This window comes from Lysinibacillus sp. G01H (assembly GCF_028872195.1).
Taxonomy (GTDB): domain Bacteria; phylum Bacillota; class Bacilli; order Bacillales_A; family Planococcaceae; genus Lysinibacillus; species Lysinibacillus capsici.
The window spans coordinates 1,265,488-1,288,680 of the sequence record NZ_CP118397.1 but is presented as its reverse complement, the minus strand read 5'-3'; the positions used below and the strand labels follow the sequence as shown (position 1 = coordinate 1,288,680).

31 protein-coding genes are annotated in these 23,193 nt (G+C 38.3%); 11 read left to right on the top strand and 20 right to left on the bottom strand.

Features of this window, described 5'->3' with window-relative positions; genetic code table 11:
- Nucleotides 1–13: 13 nt before the first annotated feature.
- The 3 genes from PSR12_RS06195 to PSR12_RS06185 all read right to left on the bottom strand — a co-directional run bounded on the left by PSR12_RS06195 (nt 14) and on the right by PSR12_RS06185 (nt 2,173).
- Nucleotides 14–520 carry a GNAT family N-acetyltransferase gene (locus tag PSR12_RS06195; protein WP_036080170.1) on the bottom strand — a complete coding sequence of 169 codons (507 nt, stop codon included), beginning with the start codon at nt 518–520 and terminating at the stop codon, nt 14–16.
- Nucleotides 521–698: 178 nt separating this feature from the next.
- Entirely contained in the window at nt 699–965 is a 267-nt protein-coding gene (locus PSR12_RS06190) for a YqkE family protein (protein WP_036080173.1), read from the bottom strand.
- A 23-nt stretch (nt 966–988) separates the two neighbouring features.
- A complete protein-coding gene (locus PSR12_RS06185; protein WP_274772106.1) occupies nt 989–2,173 on the bottom strand; it encodes an acetyl-CoA C-acetyltransferase in 1,185 nt (394 codons plus the stop codon).
- Between the two features lie 207 nt (nt 2,174–2,380).
- On the opposite strand from PSR12_RS06185, the gene PSR12_RS06180 reads away from it, so the two are divergent.
- Complete coding sequence (locus tag PSR12_RS06180; RefSeq protein WP_036080551.1) at nt 2,381–3,352, top strand: alpha/beta hydrolase; 972 nt, start codon at nt 2,381–2,383, stop codon at nt 3,350–3,352.
- A 48-nt stretch (nt 3,353–3,400) separates the two neighbouring features.
- On the opposite strand, the gene PSR12_RS06175 is transcribed toward PSR12_RS06180, so the two are convergent.
- The 3 genes from PSR12_RS06175 to sirA form a co-directional block, all read right to left on the bottom strand.
- Entirely contained in the window at nt 3,401–3,904 is a 504-nt protein-coding gene (locus tag PSR12_RS06175) for an S-ribosylhomocysteine lyase (protein WP_052125412.1), read from the bottom strand.
- 110 nt (nt 3,905–4,014) lie between these two features.
- Nucleotides 4,015–4,233, bottom strand: coding sequence for a YneF family protein (locus tag PSR12_RS06170; RefSeq protein WP_004232154.1), 219 nt, complete (start codon nt 4,231–4,233; stop codon nt 4,015–4,017).
- A gap of 99 nt (nt 4,234–4,332) precedes the next feature.
- A complete protein-coding gene (gene sirA / locus PSR12_RS06165) occupies nt 4,333–4,758 on the bottom strand; it encodes a sporulation inhibitor of replication protein SirA (protein ID WP_004232148.1) in 426 nt (141 codons plus the stop codon).
- 338 nt (nt 4,759–5,096) lie between these two features.
- On the opposite strand from sirA, the gene PSR12_RS06160 reads away from it, so the two are divergent.
- The 5 genes from PSR12_RS06160 (at nt 5,097) to PSR12_RS06140 (ending at nt 8,547) form a co-directional block, all read left to right on the top strand.
- The gene (locus tag PSR12_RS06160; protein WP_036080176.1) at nt 5,097–5,453 is read left to right on the top strand and encodes a lmo0954 family membrane protein; all 357 of its coding nucleotides are present in this window, start codon (nt 5,097–5,099) and stop codon (nt 5,451–5,453) included.
- A gap of 15 nt (nt 5,454–5,468) precedes the next feature.
- Nucleotides 5,469–6,107 carry a PspA/IM30 family protein gene (locus PSR12_RS06155; protein WP_036080180.1) on the top strand — a complete coding sequence of 213 codons (639 nt, stop codon included), beginning with the start codon at nt 5,469–5,471 and terminating at the stop codon, nt 6,105–6,107.
- Between the two features lie 112 nt (nt 6,108–6,219).
- Nucleotides 6,220–6,903 carry a cell wall-active antibiotics response protein LiaF gene (gene liaF / locus PSR12_RS06150; RefSeq protein WP_258859475.1) on the top strand — a complete coding sequence of 228 codons (684 nt, stop codon included), beginning with the start codon at nt 6,220–6,222 and terminating at the stop codon, nt 6,901–6,903.
- A complete protein-coding gene (locus PSR12_RS06145) occupies nt 6,900–7,940 on the top strand; it encodes a sensor histidine kinase (protein ID WP_016992954.1) in 1,041 nt (346 codons plus the stop codon). The genes liaF and PSR12_RS06145 overlap by 4 nt, the downstream gene beginning before the upstream one ends.
- Nucleotides 7,915–8,547 carry a response regulator transcription factor gene (locus PSR12_RS06140; protein WP_009370700.1) on the top strand — a complete coding sequence of 211 codons (633 nt, stop codon included), beginning with the start codon at nt 7,915–7,917 and terminating at the stop codon, nt 8,545–8,547. The genes PSR12_RS06145 and PSR12_RS06140 overlap by 26 nt, the downstream gene beginning before the upstream one ends.
- A 45-nt stretch (nt 8,548–8,592) precedes the next feature.
- On the opposite strand, the gene PSR12_RS06135 is transcribed toward PSR12_RS06140, so the two are convergent.
- The 3 genes from PSR12_RS06135 to PSR12_RS06125 all read right to left on the bottom strand — a co-directional run bounded on the left by PSR12_RS06135 (nt 8,593) and on the right by PSR12_RS06125 (nt 11,705).
- A complete protein-coding gene (locus PSR12_RS06135; RefSeq protein ID WP_036080188.1) occupies nt 8,593–9,240 on the bottom strand; it encodes an HAD family hydrolase in 648 nt (215 codons plus the stop codon).
- A 110-nt stretch (nt 9,241–9,350) separates the two neighbouring features.
- On the bottom strand, nt 9,351–11,345 hold the full coding sequence (gene tkt / locus PSR12_RS06130) for a transketolase (protein WP_274772096.1): 1,995 nt from the start codon (nt 11,343–11,345) through the stop codon (nt 9,351–9,353).
- A gap of 126 nt (nt 11,346–11,471) precedes the next feature.
- The gene (locus PSR12_RS06125) at nt 11,472–11,705 is read right to left on the bottom strand and encodes a DUF896 domain-containing protein (RefSeq protein WP_004232132.1); all 234 of its coding nucleotides are present in this window, start codon (nt 11,703–11,705) and stop codon (nt 11,472–11,474) included.
- 187 nt (nt 11,706–11,892) lie between these two features.
- Here PSR12_RS06125 and PSR12_RS06120 point away from each other — a divergent pair, with 187 nt between their 5' ends.
- The 4 genes from PSR12_RS06120 to def all read left to right on the top strand — a co-directional run bounded on the left by PSR12_RS06120 (nt 11,893) and on the right by def (nt 13,999).
- Complete coding sequence (locus PSR12_RS06120) at nt 11,893–12,426, top strand: GNAT family N-acetyltransferase (RefSeq protein WP_274772093.1); 534 nt, start codon at nt 11,893–11,895, stop codon at nt 12,424–12,426.
- 1 nt (nt 12,427) lies between these two features.
- Nucleotides 12,428–12,961 carry a DJ-1/PfpI family protein gene (locus PSR12_RS06115; protein WP_016992950.1) on the top strand — a complete coding sequence of 178 codons (534 nt, stop codon included), beginning with the start codon at nt 12,428–12,430 and terminating at the stop codon, nt 12,959–12,961.
- Between the two features lie 278 nt (nt 12,962–13,239).
- Nucleotides 13,240–13,431 (top strand): helix-turn-helix transcriptional regulator, encoded by a 192-nt coding sequence (locus PSR12_RS06110; RefSeq protein WP_036080196.1) that lies wholly within the window; start codon nt 13,240–13,242, stop codon nt 13,429–13,431.
- A complete protein-coding gene (gene def, locus PSR12_RS06105; RefSeq protein ID WP_274772088.1) occupies nt 13,424–13,999 on the top strand; it encodes a peptide deformylase in 576 nt (191 codons plus the stop codon). Before PSR12_RS06110 ends, def begins: the two co-directional genes overlap by 8 nt.
- Before the next feature lie 28 nt (nt 14,000–14,027).
- Here the strand turns inward: def and PSR12_RS06100 are convergent, their stop codons facing one another.
- Both PSR12_RS06100 and yneA read right to left on the bottom strand, forming a co-directional pair.
- Complete coding sequence (locus PSR12_RS06100; RefSeq protein WP_016992002.1) at nt 14,028–14,693, bottom strand: YneB family resolvase-like protein; 666 nt, start codon at nt 14,691–14,693, stop codon at nt 14,028–14,030.
- A complete protein-coding gene (gene yneA / locus PSR12_RS06095) occupies nt 14,690–15,004 on the bottom strand; it encodes a cell division suppressor protein YneA (protein WP_016992001.1) in 315 nt (104 codons plus the stop codon). Before yneA ends, PSR12_RS06100 begins: the two co-directional genes overlap by 4 nt.
- Nucleotides 15,005–15,170: 166 nt before the next feature.
- Between yneA and lexA the strand changes: the two genes are divergently transcribed.
- Nucleotides 15,171–15,788 carry a transcriptional repressor LexA gene (gene lexA, locus PSR12_RS06090; protein WP_004232118.1) on the top strand — a complete coding sequence of 206 codons (618 nt, stop codon included), beginning with the start codon at nt 15,171–15,173 and terminating at the stop codon, nt 15,786–15,788.
- A gap of 105 nt (nt 15,789–15,893) precedes the next feature.
- Here the strand turns inward: lexA and PSR12_RS06085 are convergent, their stop codons facing one another.
- From PSR12_RS06085 to PSR12_RS06045, 9 genes are all read right to left on the bottom strand, one after another.
- Nucleotides 15,894–16,616, bottom strand: coding sequence for a gamma-glutamyl-gamma-aminobutyrate hydrolase family protein (locus tag PSR12_RS06085; protein ID WP_274772082.1), 723 nt, complete (start codon nt 16,614–16,616; stop codon nt 15,894–15,896).
- A 33-nt stretch (nt 16,617–16,649) separates the two neighbouring features.
- On the bottom strand, nt 16,650–17,402 hold the full coding sequence (locus PSR12_RS06080) for a prepilin peptidase (protein ID WP_274772080.1): 753 nt from the start codon (nt 17,400–17,402) through the stop codon (nt 16,650–16,652).
- A gap of 65 nt (nt 17,403–17,467) precedes the next feature.
- Nucleotides 17,468–18,160, bottom strand: coding sequence for a hypothetical protein (locus PSR12_RS06075; RefSeq protein WP_274772078.1), 693 nt, complete (start codon nt 18,158–18,160; stop codon nt 17,468–17,470).
- Nucleotides 18,157–18,750, bottom strand: a complete 594-nt coding sequence (locus PSR12_RS06070; protein WP_258859482.1) for a PilN domain-containing protein — start codon at nt 18,748–18,750, stop codon at nt 18,157–18,159. Before PSR12_RS06070 ends, PSR12_RS06075 begins: the two co-directional genes overlap by 4 nt.
- Complete coding sequence (gene pilM, locus PSR12_RS06065) at nt 18,750–19,724, bottom strand: type IV pilus biogenesis protein PilM (protein WP_274772074.1); 975 nt, start codon at nt 19,722–19,724, stop codon at nt 18,750–18,752. Before pilM ends, PSR12_RS06070 begins: the two co-directional genes overlap by 1 nt.
- 112 nt (nt 19,725–19,836) lie before the next feature.
- A complete protein-coding gene (locus tag PSR12_RS06060) occupies nt 19,837–20,283 on the bottom strand; it encodes a prepilin-type N-terminal cleavage/methylation domain-containing protein (RefSeq protein WP_274772072.1) in 447 nt (148 codons plus the stop codon).
- A 170-nt stretch (nt 20,284–20,453) separates the two neighbouring features.
- Nucleotides 20,454–20,816 (bottom strand): type II secretion system protein, encoded by a 363-nt coding sequence (locus PSR12_RS06055; RefSeq protein WP_274772070.1) that lies wholly within the window; start codon nt 20,814–20,816, stop codon nt 20,454–20,456.
- A gap of 125 nt (nt 20,817–20,941) precedes the next feature.
- On the bottom strand, nt 20,942–22,147 hold the full coding sequence (locus PSR12_RS06050; RefSeq protein ID WP_274772068.1) for a type II secretion system F family protein: 1,206 nt from the start codon (nt 22,145–22,147) through the stop codon (nt 20,942–20,944).
- Entirely contained in the window at nt 22,144–23,190 is a 1,047-nt protein-coding gene (locus PSR12_RS06045) for a type IV pilus twitching motility protein PilT (protein ID WP_257521355.1), read from the bottom strand. The genes PSR12_RS06050 and PSR12_RS06045 overlap by 4 nt, the downstream gene beginning before the upstream one ends.
- Nucleotides 23,191–23,193: the final 3 nt, after the last annotated feature.

Here is a 23,193-nt window from a genome sequence, read left to right as displayed (position 1 = left end):
TTTGTCTTTTATTTTAAAGTTGAAACCGCCAAAAATAGAGGGACTTCGTTACTTTATACAAGTCAGCCCCTGCTTTTTCTAAAACTCGATGGGAAGCCATATTATCTGTTTCGGTATCTGCAATAACGTATTTTACATTTGGCTGATGAAGTAACCAGTTTTTAAGAGCTATGATTGATTCTGTCATATAGCCCTGCCCCATATAAGGAGGCAAAGTATAATACCCGATCACAACTTCCTCTTGCTCACTTGGTATTCCTTTTAGCATTATGCCACCAATAGCACAATTTTTTTCTTTTAATACAAGTAACCAATTTGTATGCCATAAATAGTTTTGCTCATCTTCCAATACTTTGGAAAGTCTAAAATACAATGCTTGTTTAAGCTCGTTATCTAAACTCCCTTCACCTTTTCTTAAGAGCAACTCCTCCGCCATTTGTTCCTCATGCTCTATTAGTAAATTTAGATACTTAGCGTTTAAAGGAATTAATCTTATTCTTTCTGTCTGTAATTCTACCATGTTGTTCTCCTAACATAATTTAATCGATACTAAACTACAATTAGGTATATGTTATTGGCAGCGTCTCCTGTTCGTTTAAATTCAAAAACCTCTCCCTCTATATCGACCACAGCCATATAAATTTTATGCTGTAAAATACAAAACAGTGAACCCACTTATGTGAATTCACTGTTCTCTCTTAATATTTAGTACCTTTATCGCCGTATTCGTTTAAAAGTTCTTCAAACGATTTGTTTTTTTCTCGTTGTTTACGTTCAAAAGCTAGTTTAGCCTGACGCTCTTCTTCTGCCGCCTGCTCTTTAGCAGTTAAATCTTGCTTCGCTGCTTTTAATTTTGCTAGCACATCGCCACCTAGCTGATCTGCTAATGTGACGGCCTCTTGCTTAGGTAGACTAGCTGTTACGCTATTGTCAGTATGCTGTTGCTGTTTTCGTTTCTTTCCCATTTCTATTCACCTTCTTATTGACATCAAGGGCGCTTCACAACTGTTGCTACGCCTTGTCCACCACCGATACATAATGTGGCTAAGCCCGTTTTCACATCACGCTTTTCCATCTCATGTAATAGCGTTACCAAAATCCGAGCACCACTTGCACCGATTGGATGACCAAGAGCAATAGCACCCCCGTTAACATTTAGTTTATCATGATTAAAGCTTAATTCACGATCTACAGCAATTGATTGTGCTGCAAATGCTTCATTTGCTTCAATTAAATCGATATCGTTTAAAGTAATATCAGCCTTTGTCAGCGCTTTTTGTACTGCTTTTACAGGACCTGTCCCCATAATTGCAGGATCTACACCAGCACTAGCATTCGCTGTAATGATCGCCATTGGTTGAATGCCTAGCTCTTGTGCTTTTTCCTTAGACATCACCACTACCGCTGCCGCACCATCATTTATACCAGACGCGTTCGCTGCTGTGACAGAGCCATCCTTTTTAAATGCTGGTCGTAGCTTACCTAAGGATTCCGCTGTCACACCTGCTCGTGGAAATTCATCTTTATTGAAAAGAAGTGGCTCTCCCTTACGCTGTGGAATCTCGACAGCAACGATTTCATTTTCAAACTTGCCAGCTGCAATCGCTTCCTCTGCGCGTTGCTGAGAACGAGCTGCAAAAGCATCCTGCTCTTCTCGAGAAATTTGATACATATCACATAAATTTTCAGCTGTAATGCCCATATGATAATCGTTAAAAGCACACCATAGGCCATCATGAATCATTGTATCTACTACCTTTTGGTCGCCCATTCGGAAGCCTTCACGAGCATTTTTTAATACGTATGGAGCCTGGCTCATATTTTCAAATCCACCTGCAACAACAATCTCTGCATCTCCCGCTAAAATCGCCTGTGTTGCTAAATGAACAGCCTTTAAACCTGATCCACATACTTTATTAATTGTTAAAGCTGATACCTCTTGAGGTAACCCCGCTTTAATTGCCGCTTGACGCGCTGGATTTTGTCCAAGCCCAGCCGATAAAACATTCCCCATAATGACCTCATCGACCTGTTCTCCTGCTACGCCAGCACGCACTAATGCCTCTTTAATGACAATGCTACCTAACGTTGTCGCTGGTACGTCTTTTAATGTCCCCTGAAATGAGCCGATTGCTGTACGCACCGCACTCACGATTACTACCTCGTTTGTCATAATCATTCTCCCCTTTTCCCCGTTCAAGAATCAACACTGCATGCATATGCTACTAGCAGATATGTATATTTTAACAAATATTTTGACGATTTTCGATAATAGAAATAATCGCAGTTTTGCCAAAGATATTGTAAAATGTTGACGTGTTTTAAACAATCTTAGTTGGGAACATTACAAATAAGAAACAGCATGTGGAGGTGTTTTATGATGAAAAAGAAGATGCTTTTATTCTCTGGTATTACAACAACGCTAGCCGCCGCTGCAACAGGTCTGTTCGGCTTCGCGCTTTCCAATAAATTAATGTATATCCAACAAAAAGACCCTGAATTTATACGGGAACGAGAAACGACCGCAAAGCGCTTTGATGAGGCTTGGTACAATAAAAACTTGAAATGTGAACTAAATATTGATTCTCCAAATGGCTATACAATTCGAGGCATTATGTTTCAGCCATTGCAAACAAATAACACGATCATCATTTGCCACGGTGTTACCGAAAATAAAATAAATTCCGTGAAATATGCTCGCCTTTTTGAAAGACTTGGCTATAATTCCGTTATATTTGACCACCGCCGCCATGGTGAATCTGGAGGCAAGACAACAAGCTATGGCTACTATGAGAAAAACGATCTTGATGCTGTGGTGAAAACAGTAAAAGCCATGATTGGAGAGGATGCTATACTTGGCATTCACGGTGAATCGATGGGTGCAGCAACCATGCTCCTCTATGCAGGAACAGTCGAGGATGGCGCTGATTTTTATATCTCAGATTGTGCGTTCTCTGACTTTTCTATGTTGCTCAAACAAATTGCAAAAACTGAATTTAAATATGGCTCCATTATTCCTATTCGTTTTGCTGACTTTTTTGTTCGCCTCAGAGATGGTTACTCATTTAAAAGTGTAACACCTGCCGAAGCCGTCACACATATTGAAAAACCTGTGCTCTTTATCCATAGTATTCCTGATACGTTTATTCCAGCTTCCATGTCACTCGATCTCTACAATAAAAAAACCGGTCCAAAAAAATTAAAACTCTTTGATACGGGGGCACATGCACAATCCTTTAATGAAAATATGGATGAATATGAGGATTTAATTCATGATTTTCTAGACAATTTTATTTATCAAAAAATCAATCGGGATTCTTCTTCTTCGAATGTCATTCCATTCCATTTTTAGGGCAATGAAAAACCTTGCGTCATTTGACTCGCAAGGTTTTTATTTTATTTAATCTTCAAAAATAATATGCCATTCATCACGTTTCGCTAAAAACTCTTTCGCTAATGCTTGAGCCCCTTCTAAACTATGGCTAGCAGCCCAGCCACATTGCACTTCATTGCAGGCAGGCACTGCGGTTGCCTTTGTCACATCTGTAAATGTGTTCTCTAAAATAGTTAATAAATCCTCATAATCATTATGATTGATCAATGATACATAGAAGCCTGTTTGACAACCCATTGGACTGAAATCAACAATATGATCAGAGTAATTACGGATAATGTCAGCAGATAAATGCTCTAAAGAATGTAATGCAGGCATTTCCATATGCTCCTTATTTGGCTGTTTAAAGCGAATATCGTATTTATATACTTCATCGCCATTTTTGCCCGTTTTCACACCTGCTAAACGAACATAAGGTGCCTTCACTTTTGTATGATCTAGATCAAAACTTTCTACATTTGTTTTTTCTTTTTGCAAAATACACAACTCCCTTCCGTATAGTAACTCCATTATACATAGTTTCCCGATAGAGTTGTATGATTTTTAAGAATTATTTAAATACTATCAAAAATAAAAAAACAACTAGTTAAGCTTGAACTAGTTGCTCTGAACATTCCAAATTACTTCTGGAATTTATTCATTTGCGCCATCATTTGACGTACTTGCTTTTCAGACGGCGTACGACCCATTTGCGCCATCATCATACGAATCATTTGCTCATTAATAGGTGGGTTTTCTTTCAAATATTTCATCATAGCTTGACGAGCGAAATAGAAACCAAGTGCTGCGCCCGCTGCTAATGCGATAATTACGATAATAATCCAGCCCCATGTAGGCATACAACCAACCTCCTCCACTACAATATACCGAGAAAAAACTCTCCACGCTCCATTATACACCAAATAATAGCGTGTTACTATATATTGTAGTGAATTTTCCTAGTGCATTGTATACTTCATCGGCTTTAACCACCCACACTCATTATCCTGTTTATTAAAAGCAATAAAACGTTCACTCATTTTAGCAAGCATTTGAAATAAATCTAAATCTAGCATTCGCGAACCTTCACAATAAACACAAATTTTACGATCTACTAAATAAATAGCCATTTTACCTTTTATCGGATGTTCTAAAAACAAAGCATTACGAGCTCTTTCTAGGTGTGCATATTTGGAATCAAGTTGATGCTCTAACATGGCTGCAATCTCCTCAAAACGAACGGATTCACATATATATGCAAGCTCTTTTAAGGATTTCTCATTGGCATCTTCACAACCTTGCATCATCTCTAACAACTTACGCTCTCTGCCAAAAATAAACGTTAAATGCTCTTCTTTTATCTTATATATAGAATAGGTTCTCACCAGAAATCCTCCTTCGCTCAGTTTCTTTTTCATAAGTATAGCTCATTCAATCTTGTTTATTTGTCAAACGAGGGAGGGATCTCTCTTCTATTTTTGTCGAAAAAATTCTAGTTTCGGGTCTATAAATGACTTTATGACAAATGGTATTTCCAACCAAAAATAATTAACATTTTTCCAAAAACAAGAAAATGTCTTATTAAACACGGCCAAAAACCTTCTATTTTGGCTGCTTAGATGGATCTCAGCCTCAAGACCTAGTTCAAAATCAATTTCGAGTCCGTTTTAGACAATCTTGTAAATAGGTAACATAAAGGTACAAACGAAAGGAGCTAAAACAAATGAAAAAATTTCTTTTATTAACTGGAGGCGTCATTGCTGCATGTGTTGCACTAGCGTTAATTGGACCACTGGCAGGGTTATTATTCTCTGGACTATTTGTAGCACTGGGCATGCACTTCTACATTGCTAGTAAGTCAACATTCGGTAAAATCTTCTGGTTTACAGTTGGTCTAATCGGTGTCCTATCAGCAATATCTAACATTCCAGCAATGGTTGGTCTTGCAGCAATCGCCATTATCTATGTTATCTATAAAAAATGGAATGGCGAAGATGTAAAAATCCCAACAATCGAAGGGAAAAAAGAAGAAGATCCGTTTACAAACTTTGAAAAAGAATGGTCAAACTTAACAAAATAAAAGGAGCGAATTTAAATGAACTTATTTCAACGTTTTAGATATACAGTAGAGGCAGACTTACACCACTTATTTGATAAGAAGGAACAAAAAAATCCGATTGCGATGTTAAATCAATACATTCGTGAAGCAGAAAAGCAAACGGAACAAACAGGCAAATTATTAGAGCGACAAGGGCAATTAAAAGAAAAGCTAGAGCAAGAATATAAAGAGAACGCAGATTTACTAGCGAAACGTGAATCTCAATTGGCATTAGCAAAATCTAGCGGAGAGCAGGACTTAATTGATTTCGCTACGGATGAAGTAACAGCTTATTCAGCTCGTAACCTTACATTACAAGCGAGCATTGAAGCAAGTACTCGTGAATACTTCGAGCTTGAGCGTAAATTTGAAACAATGAAGCATAAAATTAAAGATATGAAAGTGCGTCAATTACAGCTGATGGGAAAAGAAAATGTAACTCGTGCCCATCATCAAATGGATGGAATGATTGCCAAAAATAATAAAACAAACTTTGAAGATTTAGAAGCATATATCGATAAATTAGCTTATCAAATCGATAAAGACCATGAGCTTACAACTTTTGAGGCAAGACTGGCAGAATTAGAAAAAAAAGCAGTAGAAGAAAGCTCACCACTGCTAATTGAAAATAAATAACATGGTATAATGAAAGCAATGCGCCAACATTAAAGGGCGCATTCTTTCACGTTTAAGAATAGAGGGTCCCATTCCCTCTCTTATACTATTAGTAGAAGGAAGGGTGACCCTCTTGCAAAATTTCACAACAAATAAGCTCACATTTTGGGTACTTTGCTTCTTTTTACTCGTCTTTGTGGAGCTAACTATTTTTAATAATGGTGGCGCCTTCTGTTTATTGATTGGGGCTGTACTTCTTTATTTAAGTTTTTCTAAAAAAGTTCGATTTTTTAAATGGACAGGAATTTTCTTTATTGCCATTGCTTTGTTCACGATGTGGAGCTTACGTTTATTTATCGTCATCATGCTCTTATATATGCTCTATCAATACTTGCAAAGAGAAAACGAGCCAAAAGTAGTTGGGGCAGAGCTTTTTGAAAAGCTTCCTGCAATTAAAAATGACCTAATTGGCACAATGCCAGCGCCTACAGAAGCATATAAATGGCAAGATGTACAAATTCAGCGCCTTGCAGGAGATATTACCATCGATACAACGCAAACGATTTTACCAGCTGGTACTAGTCTTATTACAATTCGACAAGGTATCGGTAAAGTTCAAATTTATATTCCTTATGAAATTCCATTCCGTTTACAGTATACGACGTTATTTGGTGAGCTCTCCTGCTTACACGTAGGGCCACAACGTATATTAAATGAAAGTATTACTTTCTCCGACGGCAACCCTGAGGATGCTAAACGTGTACTGATTATTCATGTCGCAACCTGGCTTGGAGATTTGGAGGTGCTACGAAAATGATTGCCTTTATCTCAAGATTATTTACATTATTTTTTATTTTAATGAGTGCTGTTTTCGGTCTTCTTGTTGCACTATGGGGCAATCCTGATGAAAAAACATGGGAGCCCTTATGGCAGCAGAATTACGATAATATCCCTCTAGGTGGCATCATCATAGTTAGCCTGTTTATACTTAGCTTCCTGTTTGCTAGCTGGATCAGTATGACTGCAAGGGCACGAGAAGCGCAGGCAACACGAATAGTGAAACAACTGATCGAGCCTGATTTTGTTTTTCCTAAAAAACAAGCTCTTCCGAAATCGTTAAAAAAGGCACTTGTCCAAACGAGTGAATTAATTGATACGCAACGTAAAAGTTTACAGCGTTTGTCCAATGAACGGGCTGAGGCCAATGATAAAATTATTCAGGAGCGTATTATTGCTGAACGCCAACGACTAGCTAGAGAACTCCATGATTCTGTGTCACAGCAACTATTTGCTGCCTCTATGTTACTCTCCGCATTAACTGAAAATGACGAACATGCTACTAGCTTAAAACAGGTAGAGAAAATCGTTCAACAGGCACAGCTAGAAATGCGTGCATTACTGCTACACTTACGACCTGTAGCTTTACACAATAAAACATTGGCACAAGGCTTAGAGGAATTGATTATTGAGCTTCAGCAAAAAGTTTATTTCCATATAGAATATGAATTAGAAGAAATGGCCTTAACTAAAGCAGAGGAAGATCATTTATTTCGTATTGCACAGGAGGCACTCTCCAATACACTGCGTCATGCCAAAGCAAGTGAGGTGGAATTACTTCTTGTGGCACGAGACGACTTAGCTATTTTACGAATTCAAGATAATGGTTTAGGCTTTGATGTAGAGGAAGATAAATCCACATCGTATGGTTTACAAAATATAGCTGAACGAGCAGTTGAAATTGGCTGCACCTATAAAATTGTATCAGTGCCTGGTGAAGGAACAATTGTAGAGGTTAAAATTCCTTTACAAAAGGAGGAGGTCAATGTCGATGATACAAGTGCTCATAGTGGATGATCATGAAATGGTACGGATTGGTGTGTCAGCCTATCTTTCAGCACAGCCAGATATTACGGTTGTAGGTGAGGCTGAGAACGGTAAAGAGGCTGTGGAACGTGCCCTAGCGCTAAGGCCAGATATTATTTTAATGGATAATGTGATGCCTGTTATGACAGGGGCAGAGGCAACAGTGGAAATATTAGCAGCATGGCCTGAGGCAAAAATCATGATGGTGACTAGTTTTTTAGATGATGATAAAGTCTACCCTGCCTTAGAGGCTGGCGCGGTAAGCTATATTTTGAAAACATCTAATGCGAAACAGATTGCAGATGCTATTCGTAAAACGATGGGTGGCGAAACGGTATTAGAGCCAGAGGTCACTTCCAAAATGATGCACCGCATGCGCCACGGCAATAGTACACCACTATACGAACAATTGACTGAACGTGAAATGGAAGTATTATTGCTAATGGCCCAGGGTAAAGCCAATCAGGAAATTGCTGATGAGCTATATATTGCCCTAAAAACTGTGAAAACACATGTTAGTAATATTTTAGCAAAGCTAGAAGTTCAAGATCGTACACAAGCCGTCGTCTACGCATTCCAAAACGGACTTGCTAAATAATCCTACATAAAAAAACTGCATGCTGACATGCAGTTTTTCGTGTTTTTAAAGGTGTTTTAGGAGATCATTTACATGGTCCACAATATATGTAGGCTCTTCATTTTTTAATTCTTCTAGTGACCCAAAACCATATGTCACACCGATAGCATCGATTTGATTTTCACGAGCGCCAATCAAATCATATTTTCGATCCCCAATCATAATAAATTGCTCTTTTGGATAGCAATCAAACTGTTGAAGTACCTCTGCAATAATCTCACCTTTGGCAGAACGCGAACCATCTAAGTGACTTCCTACGACAAGATCGAAATAGGACTCTAGCTGAAAATACTTTACGATTTGTTCCGCAAAGACAGTTGGTTTTGAAGTTGCAATAGTCAGTATGTACCCTTGTTGCTTTAAATGAGCTAACAAAGCTGGAATATCTTCATATAGTTTATTTTCAAACATTCCCCTTTCCGTAAATCGTTCTCGGTAATCACTAATTGCTTGCGTTATTTGTGCATCATTGAATCCATAGATTTCTTGAAAAGATACTTGTAATGGTGGTCCGATGAATGGTTCCAGTTCATCCAAATCATTCACCATGACGCCTGCCTTCTGTAAAGCATGTTGTACTGATTTAGTGATTCCTATTTTGGGATCAGATAACGTTCCATCTAAGTCAAATAACACAACGCTATAGTTTTTCATTCGCTCACCCTTTTTATTGAGTTTTTACATGACTATGTTTGCCGCTAAAAAAAGTACCACAACACATAGCTGATGTTTATTCCGCTGAGTGTTGTGGTATTTGTTGTAAATTATAGTGCTTTCACTTTTGCTACTACGTTTTCAACAGTGAAGCCGTATTTTTCCATTACTAATTCACCTGGAGCAGATGCACCGAACTTATCAATTGCTAGAACATCGCCTTCAAAGCCAGTATATTTATGCCAGCCGAATGATGCACCCATTTCAATTGCAAGACGTTTTGTAACAGCTTTTGGTAGAACAGATTCTTTATAAGCTGCGTCTTGTTTTTCGAAGCGATCCATAGATGGCATAGAAACAACTGCTACATCTATACCGTCTGCTTTTAATGCTTTTTGTGCTTCGACAGCAAGCGAAACCTCAGAGCCTGTTGCAATTAAAATAGCATCTGCCACTTCTTTTGTAGCTGGAGACACTGTGTAAGCACCCTTTGCTACGCCCTCACGTACTGTTTCAATAGAAGCGTCAAGAACAGGTAAGTTTTGACGAGATAATACAAGAACAGTTGGTGTTTTTTCTGCTGCTACTGCAAGCTCCCATGCAACTGCTGATTCATTTGCATCCGCAGGACGAATAACAGATAGGTTTGGCATTGCACGTAATGATGCAAGGTGTTCGATTGGTTCATGTGTTGGACCATCTTCCCCTACTGCAATCGAATCATGTGTGAATACATATGTTACAGGAAGACCCATTAATGCAGATAGACGAATTGCTGGACGAACGTAATCAGAGAATACGAAGAATGTACCACCGAATACATTTAAACCACCGTGAAGAGCCATTCCGTTCATAGCAGCACCCATTGCAAATTCACGAACACCGAACCAGATGTTACGTCCAGCATAGTCGTCTGCTGAGAAATCTCCTGCACCCTTCATCGTTGTTTTATTGGAGCCAGCAAGGTCAGCTGAACCCCCAAAGAATGAAGGTGTTTTCTTCGCAATAGCATTAATTGCATCGCCTGAAGAAGAACGAGTTGCTACAGATTTACCTGCTTCATATACTGGTAACTCAGAAGCAAAGTCTTCTGGTAATTCACCATTCATCGCTTTCTCGAATTGAGCTGCTAACACTGGGAATTCTTCTTTGTATGCAGCAAATTTTGCATTCCAAGCTTCCTCTGGTTGTGCGCCTTGCACTTCAGCAGCCGCATTAAATGTATCGTAAACTTCTGCAGGAATTTGGAATGGTTCATGTGCCCACTCATAGGCAGCTTTCGTTAAGACAACTTCATCTGTACCAAGTGGTGCACCGTGAGAATCTGCTTTACCAGATTTATTTGGAGAACCAAAACCAATCACTGTTTTCACTTCAATTAATGTTGGCTTGCCAGTAGATTTTTTGGCTTCTTCAATGGCTGCATTAATAGCATCTACATCTGTACCATCTGCCACTTTTAAATAATTCCAACCATAAGATTCAAAGCGTTTTTGAACGTTTTCTGAAAATGACTTTTCTAAGTCACCATCTAAAGAAATATCATTAGAATCGTAAAGCACGATTAATTTTTCAAGTTTTAAGTGACCAGCTAATGAAATCGCCTCTGCTGCTACGCCTTCCATTAAGTCACCATCGCCACATAACGCAAATGTGTAGTGGTCAACGATATCATGACCTGGTTTATTGTAAGTAGCAGCTAAATGACGCTCAGCCATTGCCATACCAACAGTCATAGCGATTCCTTGTCCAAGAGGACCAGTTGTTGCCTCTACCCCTACTGTATGACCATATTCAGGATGTCCTGGTGTTAATGAATCCCATTGGCGGAAGTTTTGAATTTCTTCCATTGGTAAACCATAGCCTCCAAGGTGAAGTAAGCTGTATAAAAGCATTGAACCATGACCTGCTGATAGTACAAAACGATCACGGTTAAACCATTTTGGATTTGCTGGATTATGGCGTAATTGTTTTGTCCATAGCGTATAAGCCATTGGCGCTGCTCCCATTGGTAAACCTGGGTGACCAGAATTTGCTTTTTCAATAGCATCGATTGACAAAGTTCGGATAGCATTAATTGCTAAAAGATCCGCGTGTTGAGTCATTATATTGTGACATCCTTTCTCGTCCTATATATTGTTCTTTTACAGTTTAGTCAACATTGCTTTAGAAAACAATGCTTTTGTTATACTATTTGCGTTTTCATACATACTTTATTGAATTGTGTCACATTAATTTAGAAATTTATTTTTTTGTGCTTGTTTTACCTTCTCAGGAGTTACATCATTTCCTTCTGCATCGACCACTTTAACGTTTTCAATCGTATCTCGCATAGTTGCTCTAAACGTATCTAAATACTCCTTGCGAAGCGCTGTTCGCTCCTTTGCTTCTTCCTCTGTTAATTGTCCGCTTTTTGCTTTAGCAGATAATTCATTAATTCGGTTAATTTTTTCCTTTGATAACATGGTTACACACCTTTCAGTACCTAGCTTAATGACCTCAGTATGCAAAGTATAGCATGGTTTCCCTTAAAATGCAGTTATACCAACCCTTAAAAACACTTCTTAGCCATTATTTACATGACTTCCAGAAGTTAGAGGTGTATAACTAATAATAAAAGGAAAAATTTGATAGATAATAGGAGGAGCTATCATGAACATCACAACACCTAGACTACTTATTCGAACATTTGAAGCCCAAGATTGGCAGGCTGTTTATAGCTATATGTCCGACAAAACGGTCATGCACTATATGCCAGAGGGTGTGTTGAATGAAGATCAGGTTCAAAATTTCGTAACAGAGAATAGCAACGAGCAAGCAAAACATTTCGCCATTGTTTTACGTGAACAACAGCGAGTCATTGGTCATCTTGTTTTCCACAAATACTTTGGCGACCATACGTATGAAATTGGATGGGTTATGAATCCTGCCTATCATAAACATGGCTATGCTTCTGAAGCTGCTCAGGCCCTATTAGACTATGGCTTTAATAAAATGAAACTTCATCGAATTATTGCCACATGCCAGCCAGAAAATATCGCTTCTTACCGAGTCATGGAAAAAATCGGTATGCGCCAAGAAGGATTTTTCAAAAAATGCATTCCTCATGGAGAGACTTGGTGGGATGAATACTATTACGCTATTTTAGAGGAAGAATGGAACAATCTAAAGGTAAGAGGTGTATGAAATGAAGAAAACTGCGGTGTTATTATACCCACAATTTAGTGAATATGAATTGAGTGTTGCTTTGTCCATATTAATGCAAGGAGGGAAACCCATCGTCACACTAGGATCGAATACCGAACCTATCAGAGGAGAATCTGGTTTAAATTGCATAGCTGATTTACCCGTGAATGAAGTAGAGCTTGACGATATTGATAGTCTACTATTACCAGGCTGTATGGATATTTCAACATTACAACTTGAAGAGAGCTTACTAGATTTCATTCGTCATCTATCTGCAAAAGGAGGATTGCTTGCAAGTATTTCTAGCTCCCCTTACCTATTGGCAAAAGCAGGTGTCTTACAAAACAAAAAATATACAGTAGGGCTACCTTTAGATGGCATGAAGCAGCTAGGGTGCTTTGAGCTTCATAACTATTCAGATGAACTAGTGGTACAAGATGGCAATATCATTACAGCAAAAGGAAGAGGCTTTATTCCTTTCGGTATTTGTTTTGGTCATGCGTTAAAGCTAAAATTTGATGAAAATTGGTATTAAGTGATGATTTAAAACCCAAATGTCCAATTAATCGGGCATTTCATGTTGTTGAAAAAGATGATGTCATTAGTAGAATGAGAACTTTTAACAAGGCTGTAGGGTGATTTCCGTTCCGTCAGTGTGCTACAAGAAAGCAAGCAGCCTGCAACGGAAATCCATCTCTACCCTTCAATTGACTGTTTTGTTTTTCAACACTCATAAATGTCTAATTAGTTGGACATTTCTTGATTCTTATTTTACGATATATCTAATACTTTAGACAAAATGGAGGGATAATTCTGAAGAACATTATCAAAATTTTGAGAAAAAAATTAGGTATAACACAAGCTGCACTTGCAAAAGAATGTGGGGTTGTGAGGCAGACCATTAATAGTATTGAAAATGATAAATATGATCCGACCCTTGAATTAGCTTTTAAGATTGCTAAGGTTCTCAATAGCCGTGTTGATGAGGTGTTTATCTATGACTAAATTTCACCCAGATTATATGATTACAATGAAGGATTTCGTGAAAGAACACTCGGCAATTTTAAGAAAACAAACTCAAGAAGTGGCGATACCAGTGACCAATGAGGACCGAAATACCCTCCTAGCCATGCTACAATATCTGAAAAATAGCCAAAATCCAACTCTAGTAAAAAAATATAAGCTTCGCCCTGGAAGTGGACTCTCTGCTAATCAAATTGGTGTAGATAAACGAATGTTTGCTGTACTCTTTGATGACCAAGAAATGATGCTGATAAACCCTAAAATAATGAGTCATTCCATCAATATGATTTATCTACCCGAGGGAGAAGGCTGTCTCTCTGTAAATCGACCTGTTCCTGGTTTTGTGCCGAGATATGAGAGGATTAAAGTCAAAGCTTACGACATTGATGGACATGAAATCATTGTACAGTTACAGGGCTATGGGGCCATCGTTGTACAACATGAAATCGATCATTTAAATGGCATCATGTTTTATGACCGAATAAATAAAGAGCACCCTTTCCAACTGCCTAAAAATGTTATTATCGAGAGCTTTTCTTCCTCTCAGTAGTTTTTTACAAAAAAAATTAGCAGGAATATTATTTTCCTGCTAATCTTTCTTGGTGCTCTTGGAAACGACGATGGACAGTCGCCTTACTTACCTCAAAGCCTAACCCTCTAAGCGTTATAGAAATTTCTTCAAAGGTAAATCCACGTTTGCGTAGCTTTACAATTTCATCTACAGGTAGATCTTTACGCTCCTGCCCCTGCGGATTACCTCTGTTCGATAAATTATTTTCAGGACGATAGCCGTTTTCTACAGCACGTCGCATACCTCGTCGTATTTTAGCATTATGAATTCTACGCTGATATTCCTCTACAATCGCTAAAATTTCTAGCAGCATCGTGTCCATTTCATTTAATTGAACTGGGCCAGCATCACGCATAGAAAAAACATCCGTTGCTGATTTTTGTAATAAATGCAATACAGCCATTCTTGCATTGCCTCGTCCTAAACGAGTTTCATCTTGTACAAAAAGGGCATTAATGTTTTTATCTTTTATGAAATCAAGCATTTCTAGTAAGCCTGCACGTTCTACATCATAACCACTATGCTGATCTTTAAACACGCCCTTCACCGCATAGCCTTGCTCCTTAGCATAGCGCAGCAACTCTTCCTGTTGACGCTCTAATGAGGAGCTTTGTGTTTCTTTTTCAGTACTTACGCGACAATAGACAACAGCCGACAGTTGATTATTTATCATTGTTCATTTCTCGCAATTTCGATAGTATTGATGGGACTGGCTTGATCACTCACTACAGGAATAACTAGAGATTTTCCCGCTACAATTTTAATATCTGCTAGTTCATTTTCCGTTTTTACAAGCTTTATCCAATCATCAGTACTCATTTTACCACGATATTGCTCCGCTAACGACCACAAGCTATCCCCATGTTCGATTTGGATTTCTGCGTAACTAACTTTTCCTGGATCAGTAATGTAAAGGTATGCTGCAAATAGTAGGCAAGCTCCTAATAAAATTGAGATATGTGTGTTTTTCTTAAACCATGTCATAATCATTACCCCTTTTTGAGAATGTTTGTTCGGAATGTATGTTCTCATAATAAAGCGAACAAACGTTTTTGTCAAACACTTTTCGAACCTATGTTTGCATACATGTTCGCATTCTGTTATACTATCAAATAAGAAGATTGATTTTAGAAAAAAGAGGTGAGCACTCATGAAAAAAGTTTCGAAAAGACAAGAGGACATTTTAGCTTTCATTAAGGAAGAGGTACGAGCTAAGGGATATCCGCCATCAGTACGTGAAATTGGCGAAGCAGTTGGACTTGCTTCCAGTTCAACTGTTCATGGACATTTAGCTCGATTAGAACAAAAAGGCTTTATTCGTCGAGATCCAACAAAGCCACGCGCAATTGAAATTTTAGAGCCTGAAGAATCCATCCAAAAGCAACAGGTGATCCATGTCCCACTTGTCGGGAAGGTTACAGCTGGTTCTCCAATTACAGCAATTGAAAACATTGAAGAATACTTCCCATTACCCGATACGTACGGCACAAGTGAAGATCAATTGTTCATGCTAGAAATTATGGGGGAATCAATGATTGAAGCCGGAATTTTAGATGGAGATTTAGTCATTGTAAAACAAAAGGCAACAGCTAATAACGGGGATATTGTTGTAGCTATGACAGCTGAAGATGAAGCAACTGTAAAACGCTTCTTTAAAGAGAAAAATCATTTCCGTTTACAGCCTGAAAATTCTTCTATGGAACCTATTATTGTCGATCAAGTTTCTATTTTAGGACAAGTTGTAGGTCTTTACAGACGGGTACATTAACTATTAAAACAGGTTTTGAGGATTATGTTCCTTCTAAGAGCATGTATCCTCTTTTTTACGCAAAAAAAGAATCCACAGACGATTGGATTCTTTGTACAATGCCCTCTAAGCTTCCTTCTTAAATTTTAAGCTAACTTCAACAAAGGCTGAAAATAGCTTTTGAGCACTCTCATCTCCTGCTATGGCTAGTTCCTCAGGATGCCACTGAACAGCCAAGCAAAATGGCATTTCCTCATGAACTACAGCTTCGATAATACCGTCATTTGATTTTGCCGCTACTTTTAATTTTTCTGCTAATACATTCACCGCTTGATGATGAAATGAATTCACTGCTATCTTCTCTTGTTCAACGATAGTCGCTAATAAATTGTCAGCAATAATCTGTACAGTGTGGGTAGCTACAGCTCTACCTGATTGCTGCATATGCTGGAGTAATTTAGTGCTAAAATGATCACTATCAATATCCTGATATAAGGTACCACCTAATGCAACATTTAGTATTTGAATCCCTCGACAAATCCCGAAAATAGGCATCTTTCGTTGGAATGCGGCTTCAATTATTGCTAACTCCACTGTATCACGCGCGGGATGAATTTTTCCAAGTTTTAATGAAGGCTCAGCCCCGAACAGAAATGGGTGCACGTCATGACCCCCGGATAATAATAAACCATCTGTAAGGGCTAAAATCTGGGCTGCCTCTTCTTCTACTCCAATTGGAATAATCAGTGGAATTCCACCAGCATCAATAATACTTTTGCTGTAAGCAGCATTTAATCGAGAGGATAAATCATCCTCCACAAAGGCTGTAATACCAATAATCGGTTTCACTTGCTTCCCTCCACATTCTTGAAGATTGAACAATTACCAAAAGCCTAAATACCAATTGATTAATAGATCGCCATAGAAATAAACAATGACTGCGGCCAATGCAATAGATGGCCCAAATGGAATGGGTGTTTTTCTCCCTTGTTTGTTCTTCGATAAAACGGTAATCCCGACAATCATACCAATCACTGCAGCTAAAAAAAGCGTTAATAGTGTATCAATCGTACCCAGAACGAGACCAATTAAAAAGAATAATTTAATATCGCCTCCACCCATGCCACCGTTTGATAGCACAGCAATGATATATAATATGCCAAAACCGACGACAGCACCCACAAGAGAGTCCCACCAAGGTGTTAATGGTGACAGAACTCGTCCAATAGCTAGCAAAGGTAAAAAGAATATTAATACCTTATCAGGAATTAGCATATAGGCCAAATCTGACACAACGATAATAACTAATAAGGAGATAAAAAAGAACGCTACTATCAATTCTATGCCCCAGCCTAGCTGCCAATAAGCAAAGGCAAATAATACACCTGTCATTAATTCTATGAATGGGTAAACCCAAGAAATTTTATTGCCACAACTCCGACATTTTCCTCCTAAAAATACATAGGATAAAACGGGTACTAAATCAAGCACCGTTAGTCGTCTCTGGCATTTCGGACAATGTGAAGGAGGATGTACAATCGATTCCTTCTGTGGTATACGTAAGCCAACTACATTATAAAAAGAGCCAAAGACAAGTCCAAATAAAAAAATAAAGATCGTATAAGCCATTTCCAATTTCATGTCCTCCTAAACCAATAGGCGCCCATACAAATGAAGTATGGGGCGCCTATCAAAAAAGTTTATTGTTGTTCTTCGTAATAGAACGTCGTCACTTGCACTGTTGCCTTTAACGTAAGATCTGCATCTTTCTCAAGCTGTGCCTGCTCTCCTGGCAATTTAAATTCAATCTTATCGGTTTTCATGACACGCTCTAATTGTTCAACCTCCTGTAAAAAGCTTTCAAGAGAATTAAAATCAAGCGCACCCACCTCTAATATAAAAGTAATAAGCTTTAGATTAGTTGGTAAAGAGTCCTCCGAAAGAGATGCAATCGGTGTAGTACTCTCCTTGTTCTGCTGATCACCATTGACCTCTGCTTCAGCCTGCTCCAACATATTGAGATCATTCGATACATCAGAAGGTGTCACAGTGCCGTCCTCACCTTGAACAGTTAAAGACTGTATACGAGTTCCTGTCACCTCTTCAATCTCAGCTAAATCAAGAATAATCTTTTCAACGGCTCTTGTTGCAGGTAGCTTTTGTCTTAAGGCTAATATATTGATTGTAGGCTGTCCCTGCTCCTTGTCTAATTGAGCTAGTTGTTCTTTGACACTAGCTAATTCTTGCTGCACCTGCAACACATTACTCTCTTTTTCATTCACTTCATTCAATTTTGGTGAAAGCAAATAATAATACAGCGCAAATAAAATAGCAGCTATTAGCGCAAGTAACAAGATCATAGATGAATTTTTACTACTCGTTAATTTATTCATGAGCGTCGTCCTCCAGCTAAATACATAAAATCGATTGTCGCTGTAATGGACACTGAATAGCGCGGTACTTCTTTAAATTTTTGTTGGGGTGTTAACTCCCTTTGTTCACCTAGCTCTATATCAAAGTTTGAGACCGTGTTAATTTGAGCGTCTGTAAAATAGCTACTCATTAAAAGCCGCTCCACATATTTCGATATATCTGTCATCGTTTCAAAATCCACTTCAATATTCACCGTATTCTCTCCGAAAACGTAGCTACGTAAATAGGAATGGGTTGGTAATAAAGTTTTCGTTTCATCAATCAACGGTGTTACAGGATATGAAACACCTTGAATAAATGTCACAGACTCTTCCAATGAACCCTGATCGACACTTTGTCGTGCATCTAACTCTTGCTGCAATTGATCAAGCTGTGTAGTTAATGCCTGTTCCTCTGCAGTCAATCGTGACAATTCACTTTTGGATGTAAAAAATAAAAAAAGTAAATAAGCTACAATAAGTCCCACAATGACAATCACCAAGCTGTAAAAAAGCTTGGGGGAGGTTGTTCTTTTTTCAAGTTGTGGTAAGAGGTTTATATCTGGAACCATTAACGAACCTCCTTCAAAGCTAAGCCAAGCAACGTTGAAAATTCTCGCTTAAAGCGAGGAAATGATTTCTCAATCTTTTTCCCATCGACGACTCTTAGCGGTGGTTCTAAATTAGAAGCAAGTAAGTTTCCAATTGATTTCAATAATGGGTTATCGCCAAGCATAATAATTTCATCCACTGCTTTTTCACCTTTATGTAAAGAAAACTTAAAGAAATTCATCATCCGATCAATCTCTAGAACCTGATCCATTACAACCATTTGATAATTCTCTGCTTCGCCATTATAGATAAATTGATAGTTAAACTCATTCTCTTTCTTCCCCTGCCATTGCGTCATATCTACTTCAATAGATTGATAGCGCAAAAACTCCACTTGGCCATTGGAAAAAATACTGATTGAGAGTTCATTAATCGACCATTCTGCAATTAAATATGTTTTATTAGGCACTAATAATGACATATGCTCTAATAAGCGTATATTACAAAGCGCACGAATATCAGCAGCTTCGGGTTCTAATGAAACATCTAACAGCATCCCTACAAGTTTCGTAATCTCTTCAGAAGGTGCAGCAAATAAGATAGCCTTGCCATCCTCGGCATCTGCATCATACACATCAATTAAAGGGTCTTGAAATGGTAAATGAATGGAATGTCCCAATTCCATTTCAGCATATCCTCGTAATTCCTGAGGCTTTACATCTTTAGGGTGCTCAAAGTTTTTTAATAGAACCGTCGTATCAGGGACAAACATGCGAACAGCCTGTTTTTTCCCTGTCCATTTCATTACTTGCTCTTTAATCACCTCAAAAAGAGCTACCTCATCGATAATAGTTCCATTTTCAACGATTCCAGCTGCTAAAGGGTATTCATAGCCCTGCCACTGATTAGGCTCTGGTCCTTTCGCCACAATCGCACGCAGCACATAATCCTTCAGTTCAATCGAAACATGCGACTTTCTTTTTCTCTTAAACATGTGAAAAGACCTCCTTATCCTATTCAGTATAAATGATTTTTTCAATTAGTCATCCATTTCCCAGCCAGAAACGCAAATTTTCTTGCGCTTCTGAGTGGGTTGGGAGGACTGATTATGGCGTTGTAGTAACGCCCGCCTTTGTCAAGTTAGTATTTAAATTAGTTTCAGTTATAGCATTTCCATTAAGATTTGTTTTATATTCAGATAATTTTATACTTCCTAATCTTGAGTAGGTGATTGTCCATACTTTACTTGTTTCATTATATTCTACTTGATCACCAGACTTTAGCTCTATGCCATCCACAAAAGGTTTTAACTCAGTATTACTACATGTATTATCCACACAAGCACCATCTATATAAGCGATTTTTGCACCTGCTAGAATATTAGAAGCTTCTGCTAAAATTGCACGGTCCTTTGATTTATTAACTATATTACCAATTGCAGGTACAGCGATTGCTGCGATAATTGCTAGGATAACAATTACAGCTAATAGTTCAACTAATGTTAAACCTTTCTCATTTTTCAATAGTTTTTTATTTTTCCATTTTTTTAACATAATGAAATCCTCCTTAATGGTTTTATATGAAGTGTGTGTACACGCGCTTCTGAACATTATGGCGAAGCTGCACAATCTCGCCCAATACATTTGCCACCGGTTCCCTTGCTGCCCTTGCGAATATCGTCAGCAATATGCTGTAAGGTGGCATTATCAAAATTAATATATTTTCAACTGCTATAATAAATTGCATGAGCACTAAAGTAATAGACCCCATTCATAAATTGGACATTAGCATATTGATTTTCTTTATCTGCCTCTAATATTTTACCTGCACTATCTAAATAACCCTCGGATACTAATTTTCTCACTTTGACCTCTTGCCATGGATCGGCACTTGGATGCTCCATAAAATAAAACTGTGCGGCATGAATGACATTGATAGCATCTGCCTTTAATGCCTTATAACGTGAATTATCAATGACATTACCTATAGCAGGAACTGCAATGGCCGCAACGATAGCTAGAATAACAATGACTGCCAAAAGCTCGACTAAGGTCAAGCCCCTTTCATTCTTTAGCCTATTTCCCATGTCCAGTCTCTCCTTTAATACTTAAACGTGAAGATACCTACTTTCCGCTTTCTTTTGTTAGCAAATCTAAGTAGATATTTTCCATTAAGCGGAACAAACGGGCATCCATATAAACATTGTAAATATTACATATTTTCATATAGTTGGAACATTGGTAAGAATATAGCCGCTACAATTACTCCTACAACTAGGGCCAATACCACAATCATTAAAGGCTCGATAAGTGACTTCATTGTATCGACGGCACGGTTTACTTCTTCTTCATAAAAATCAGCAATCTTTTCAAGCATGTAATCCAAGGACCCTGTTTTCTCACCAATTGATGTCATTTGTGTAACAAGCGGTGGAAATAGCCAGCTTTTTTCAAGTGGCTCTGATAATGTGCCACCCTTTTCTAAATTATCGCGGGCTTCCAGTACTACTTTACCCATTACTGGATTACCACCAACCTTTTCTACAATTGTTAAGGCTTGTAGAATTGGCACGGAGCTGCTAAAGAGTGTTGACAAGGTTCTTGTCATTCTCGCGATAATATCCTTTTGCAACAGCTGTCCAAAGATTGGCATACGCAGTAAAAATACATTGACGGCATAATGAAACTCTTTATTATTTTTATAGAAATAGTGTAAACCCACTACTAACACCAATAGTCCCAAAATCAAAAGGTACCAAAATTGAATGAGCCAATCACTAATACCTACTACAATGACCGTTATTAACGGCATTTCCAAATTCATTTCTTTAAATGCATCCATAAAGGTTGGCACAATGAACACCATTAAAAACATACCAACCACCAGTGTTAAAAGTGATAAAATCGCTGGATAGGTCATGGCAGATTGAATTTTTTTCTTGATGTTATATTGCTTCTCTAGTGTGCTTGCAAGACGATCTAATGTATCATCGACGTTTCCTGTAGCCTCACCAGCACGCATCATATTGACAAATAGCAATGGAAACACTTTTGGATGTTTACCTGCTGCATCTGAAAATGCCATCCCATTTCGAATATCCTCTTCAACCTGCATCAATGCTCGTTTCAGTGGTTTACTCCGCGTTTGCTCACCCAAAATATGGGTTGCTTCAACGACAGGAACGCCAGCACGAATTAATGTCGCATATTGCCGACAATAAATAACAAATTCCTGGTGCTTTACTTTTGTCCCAAAAGCAATATCTTTATGTAAAATGCTATTTGATTCTTGAAGTTCTCGTGCATTAATTCCTTGTGCTCGAAGCTTTTCCATGGCTACCTTTTTATTTGGTGCCTCGATAATGCCCTTTTTAGGTGCTCCTGTTTTGGTACGACCACTATAACGAAATATCGTCAACTATAATCACCAGCGTTCATATATGGTCGTGCATCCTCAAGTGAAATCTTACCTGTCGTAATTAAGTGTTGCATCGAATATTCCAATGTGTGCATACCTAATGCTTTACTTGTCTGCATCACACTTGGAATTTGATGGATTTTTTCATTACGAATTAAATTCGAGATGGCAGGTGCCTGTACTAAAATTTCTGTCGCCGCAATACGCCCTTTTACATCCTTACGTACAAATAAACGCTGAGAAACAATACCTTGCAGTACATTCGCAAGCTGCACACGAATTTGACTTTGCTGATGTGGTGGAAATACGTCTATAATACGGTCGATCGTTGTTGGTGCACTACTTGTATGAAGTGTAGCCATGACTAAATGTCCTGTTTCAGCAGCTGTAATAGCCGTTGAAATGGTTTCGTAATCTCGCATCTCCCCGACTAAAATAATATCTGGGTCCTGACGTAGTGATGCACGTAAACCATTTGCAAAGCTCATCGTATCGACACCAATCTCACGCTGATTGATGACAGATTTCTTATGTGAATGCAAGTATTCGATTGGATCCTCTAATGTAATAATATGTTTTGATCTCGTTTCATTAATATGATCAATCATTGCTGCCAAGGTAGTTGATTTTCCTGAGCCTGTTGGGCCAGTCACTAAAATTAAGCCTTGTGGTTTTTCCGCAAGCTTATATAACACTTGTGGCATATTGAGCGCTTCAATAGAAGGAATTTTAGCCTCAATTAAACGAGCCGCAATCGTTACTTCATTTCGCTGATGGTAAGCATTGACACGGAATCGACATTTCCCAGGCAATGAAAAGTTAAAGTCCGTTTCTCCTTTGTCCTCAAATTCCTGTTGTTTATGTACAGGGAGAATGACCTTTACCATTTCCTTCAAATCCTCTGTTTCAAGTGGGACTGTGCCATAATGCTCCAGCTGCCCATGAATACGATACACTGGTGGAATATCTTTTGTTAGATGTAGATCCGATGCTTTCTCTTCAAATGCACGTGTTAATAATTCAACGATTGAATATGCTGTCATTTC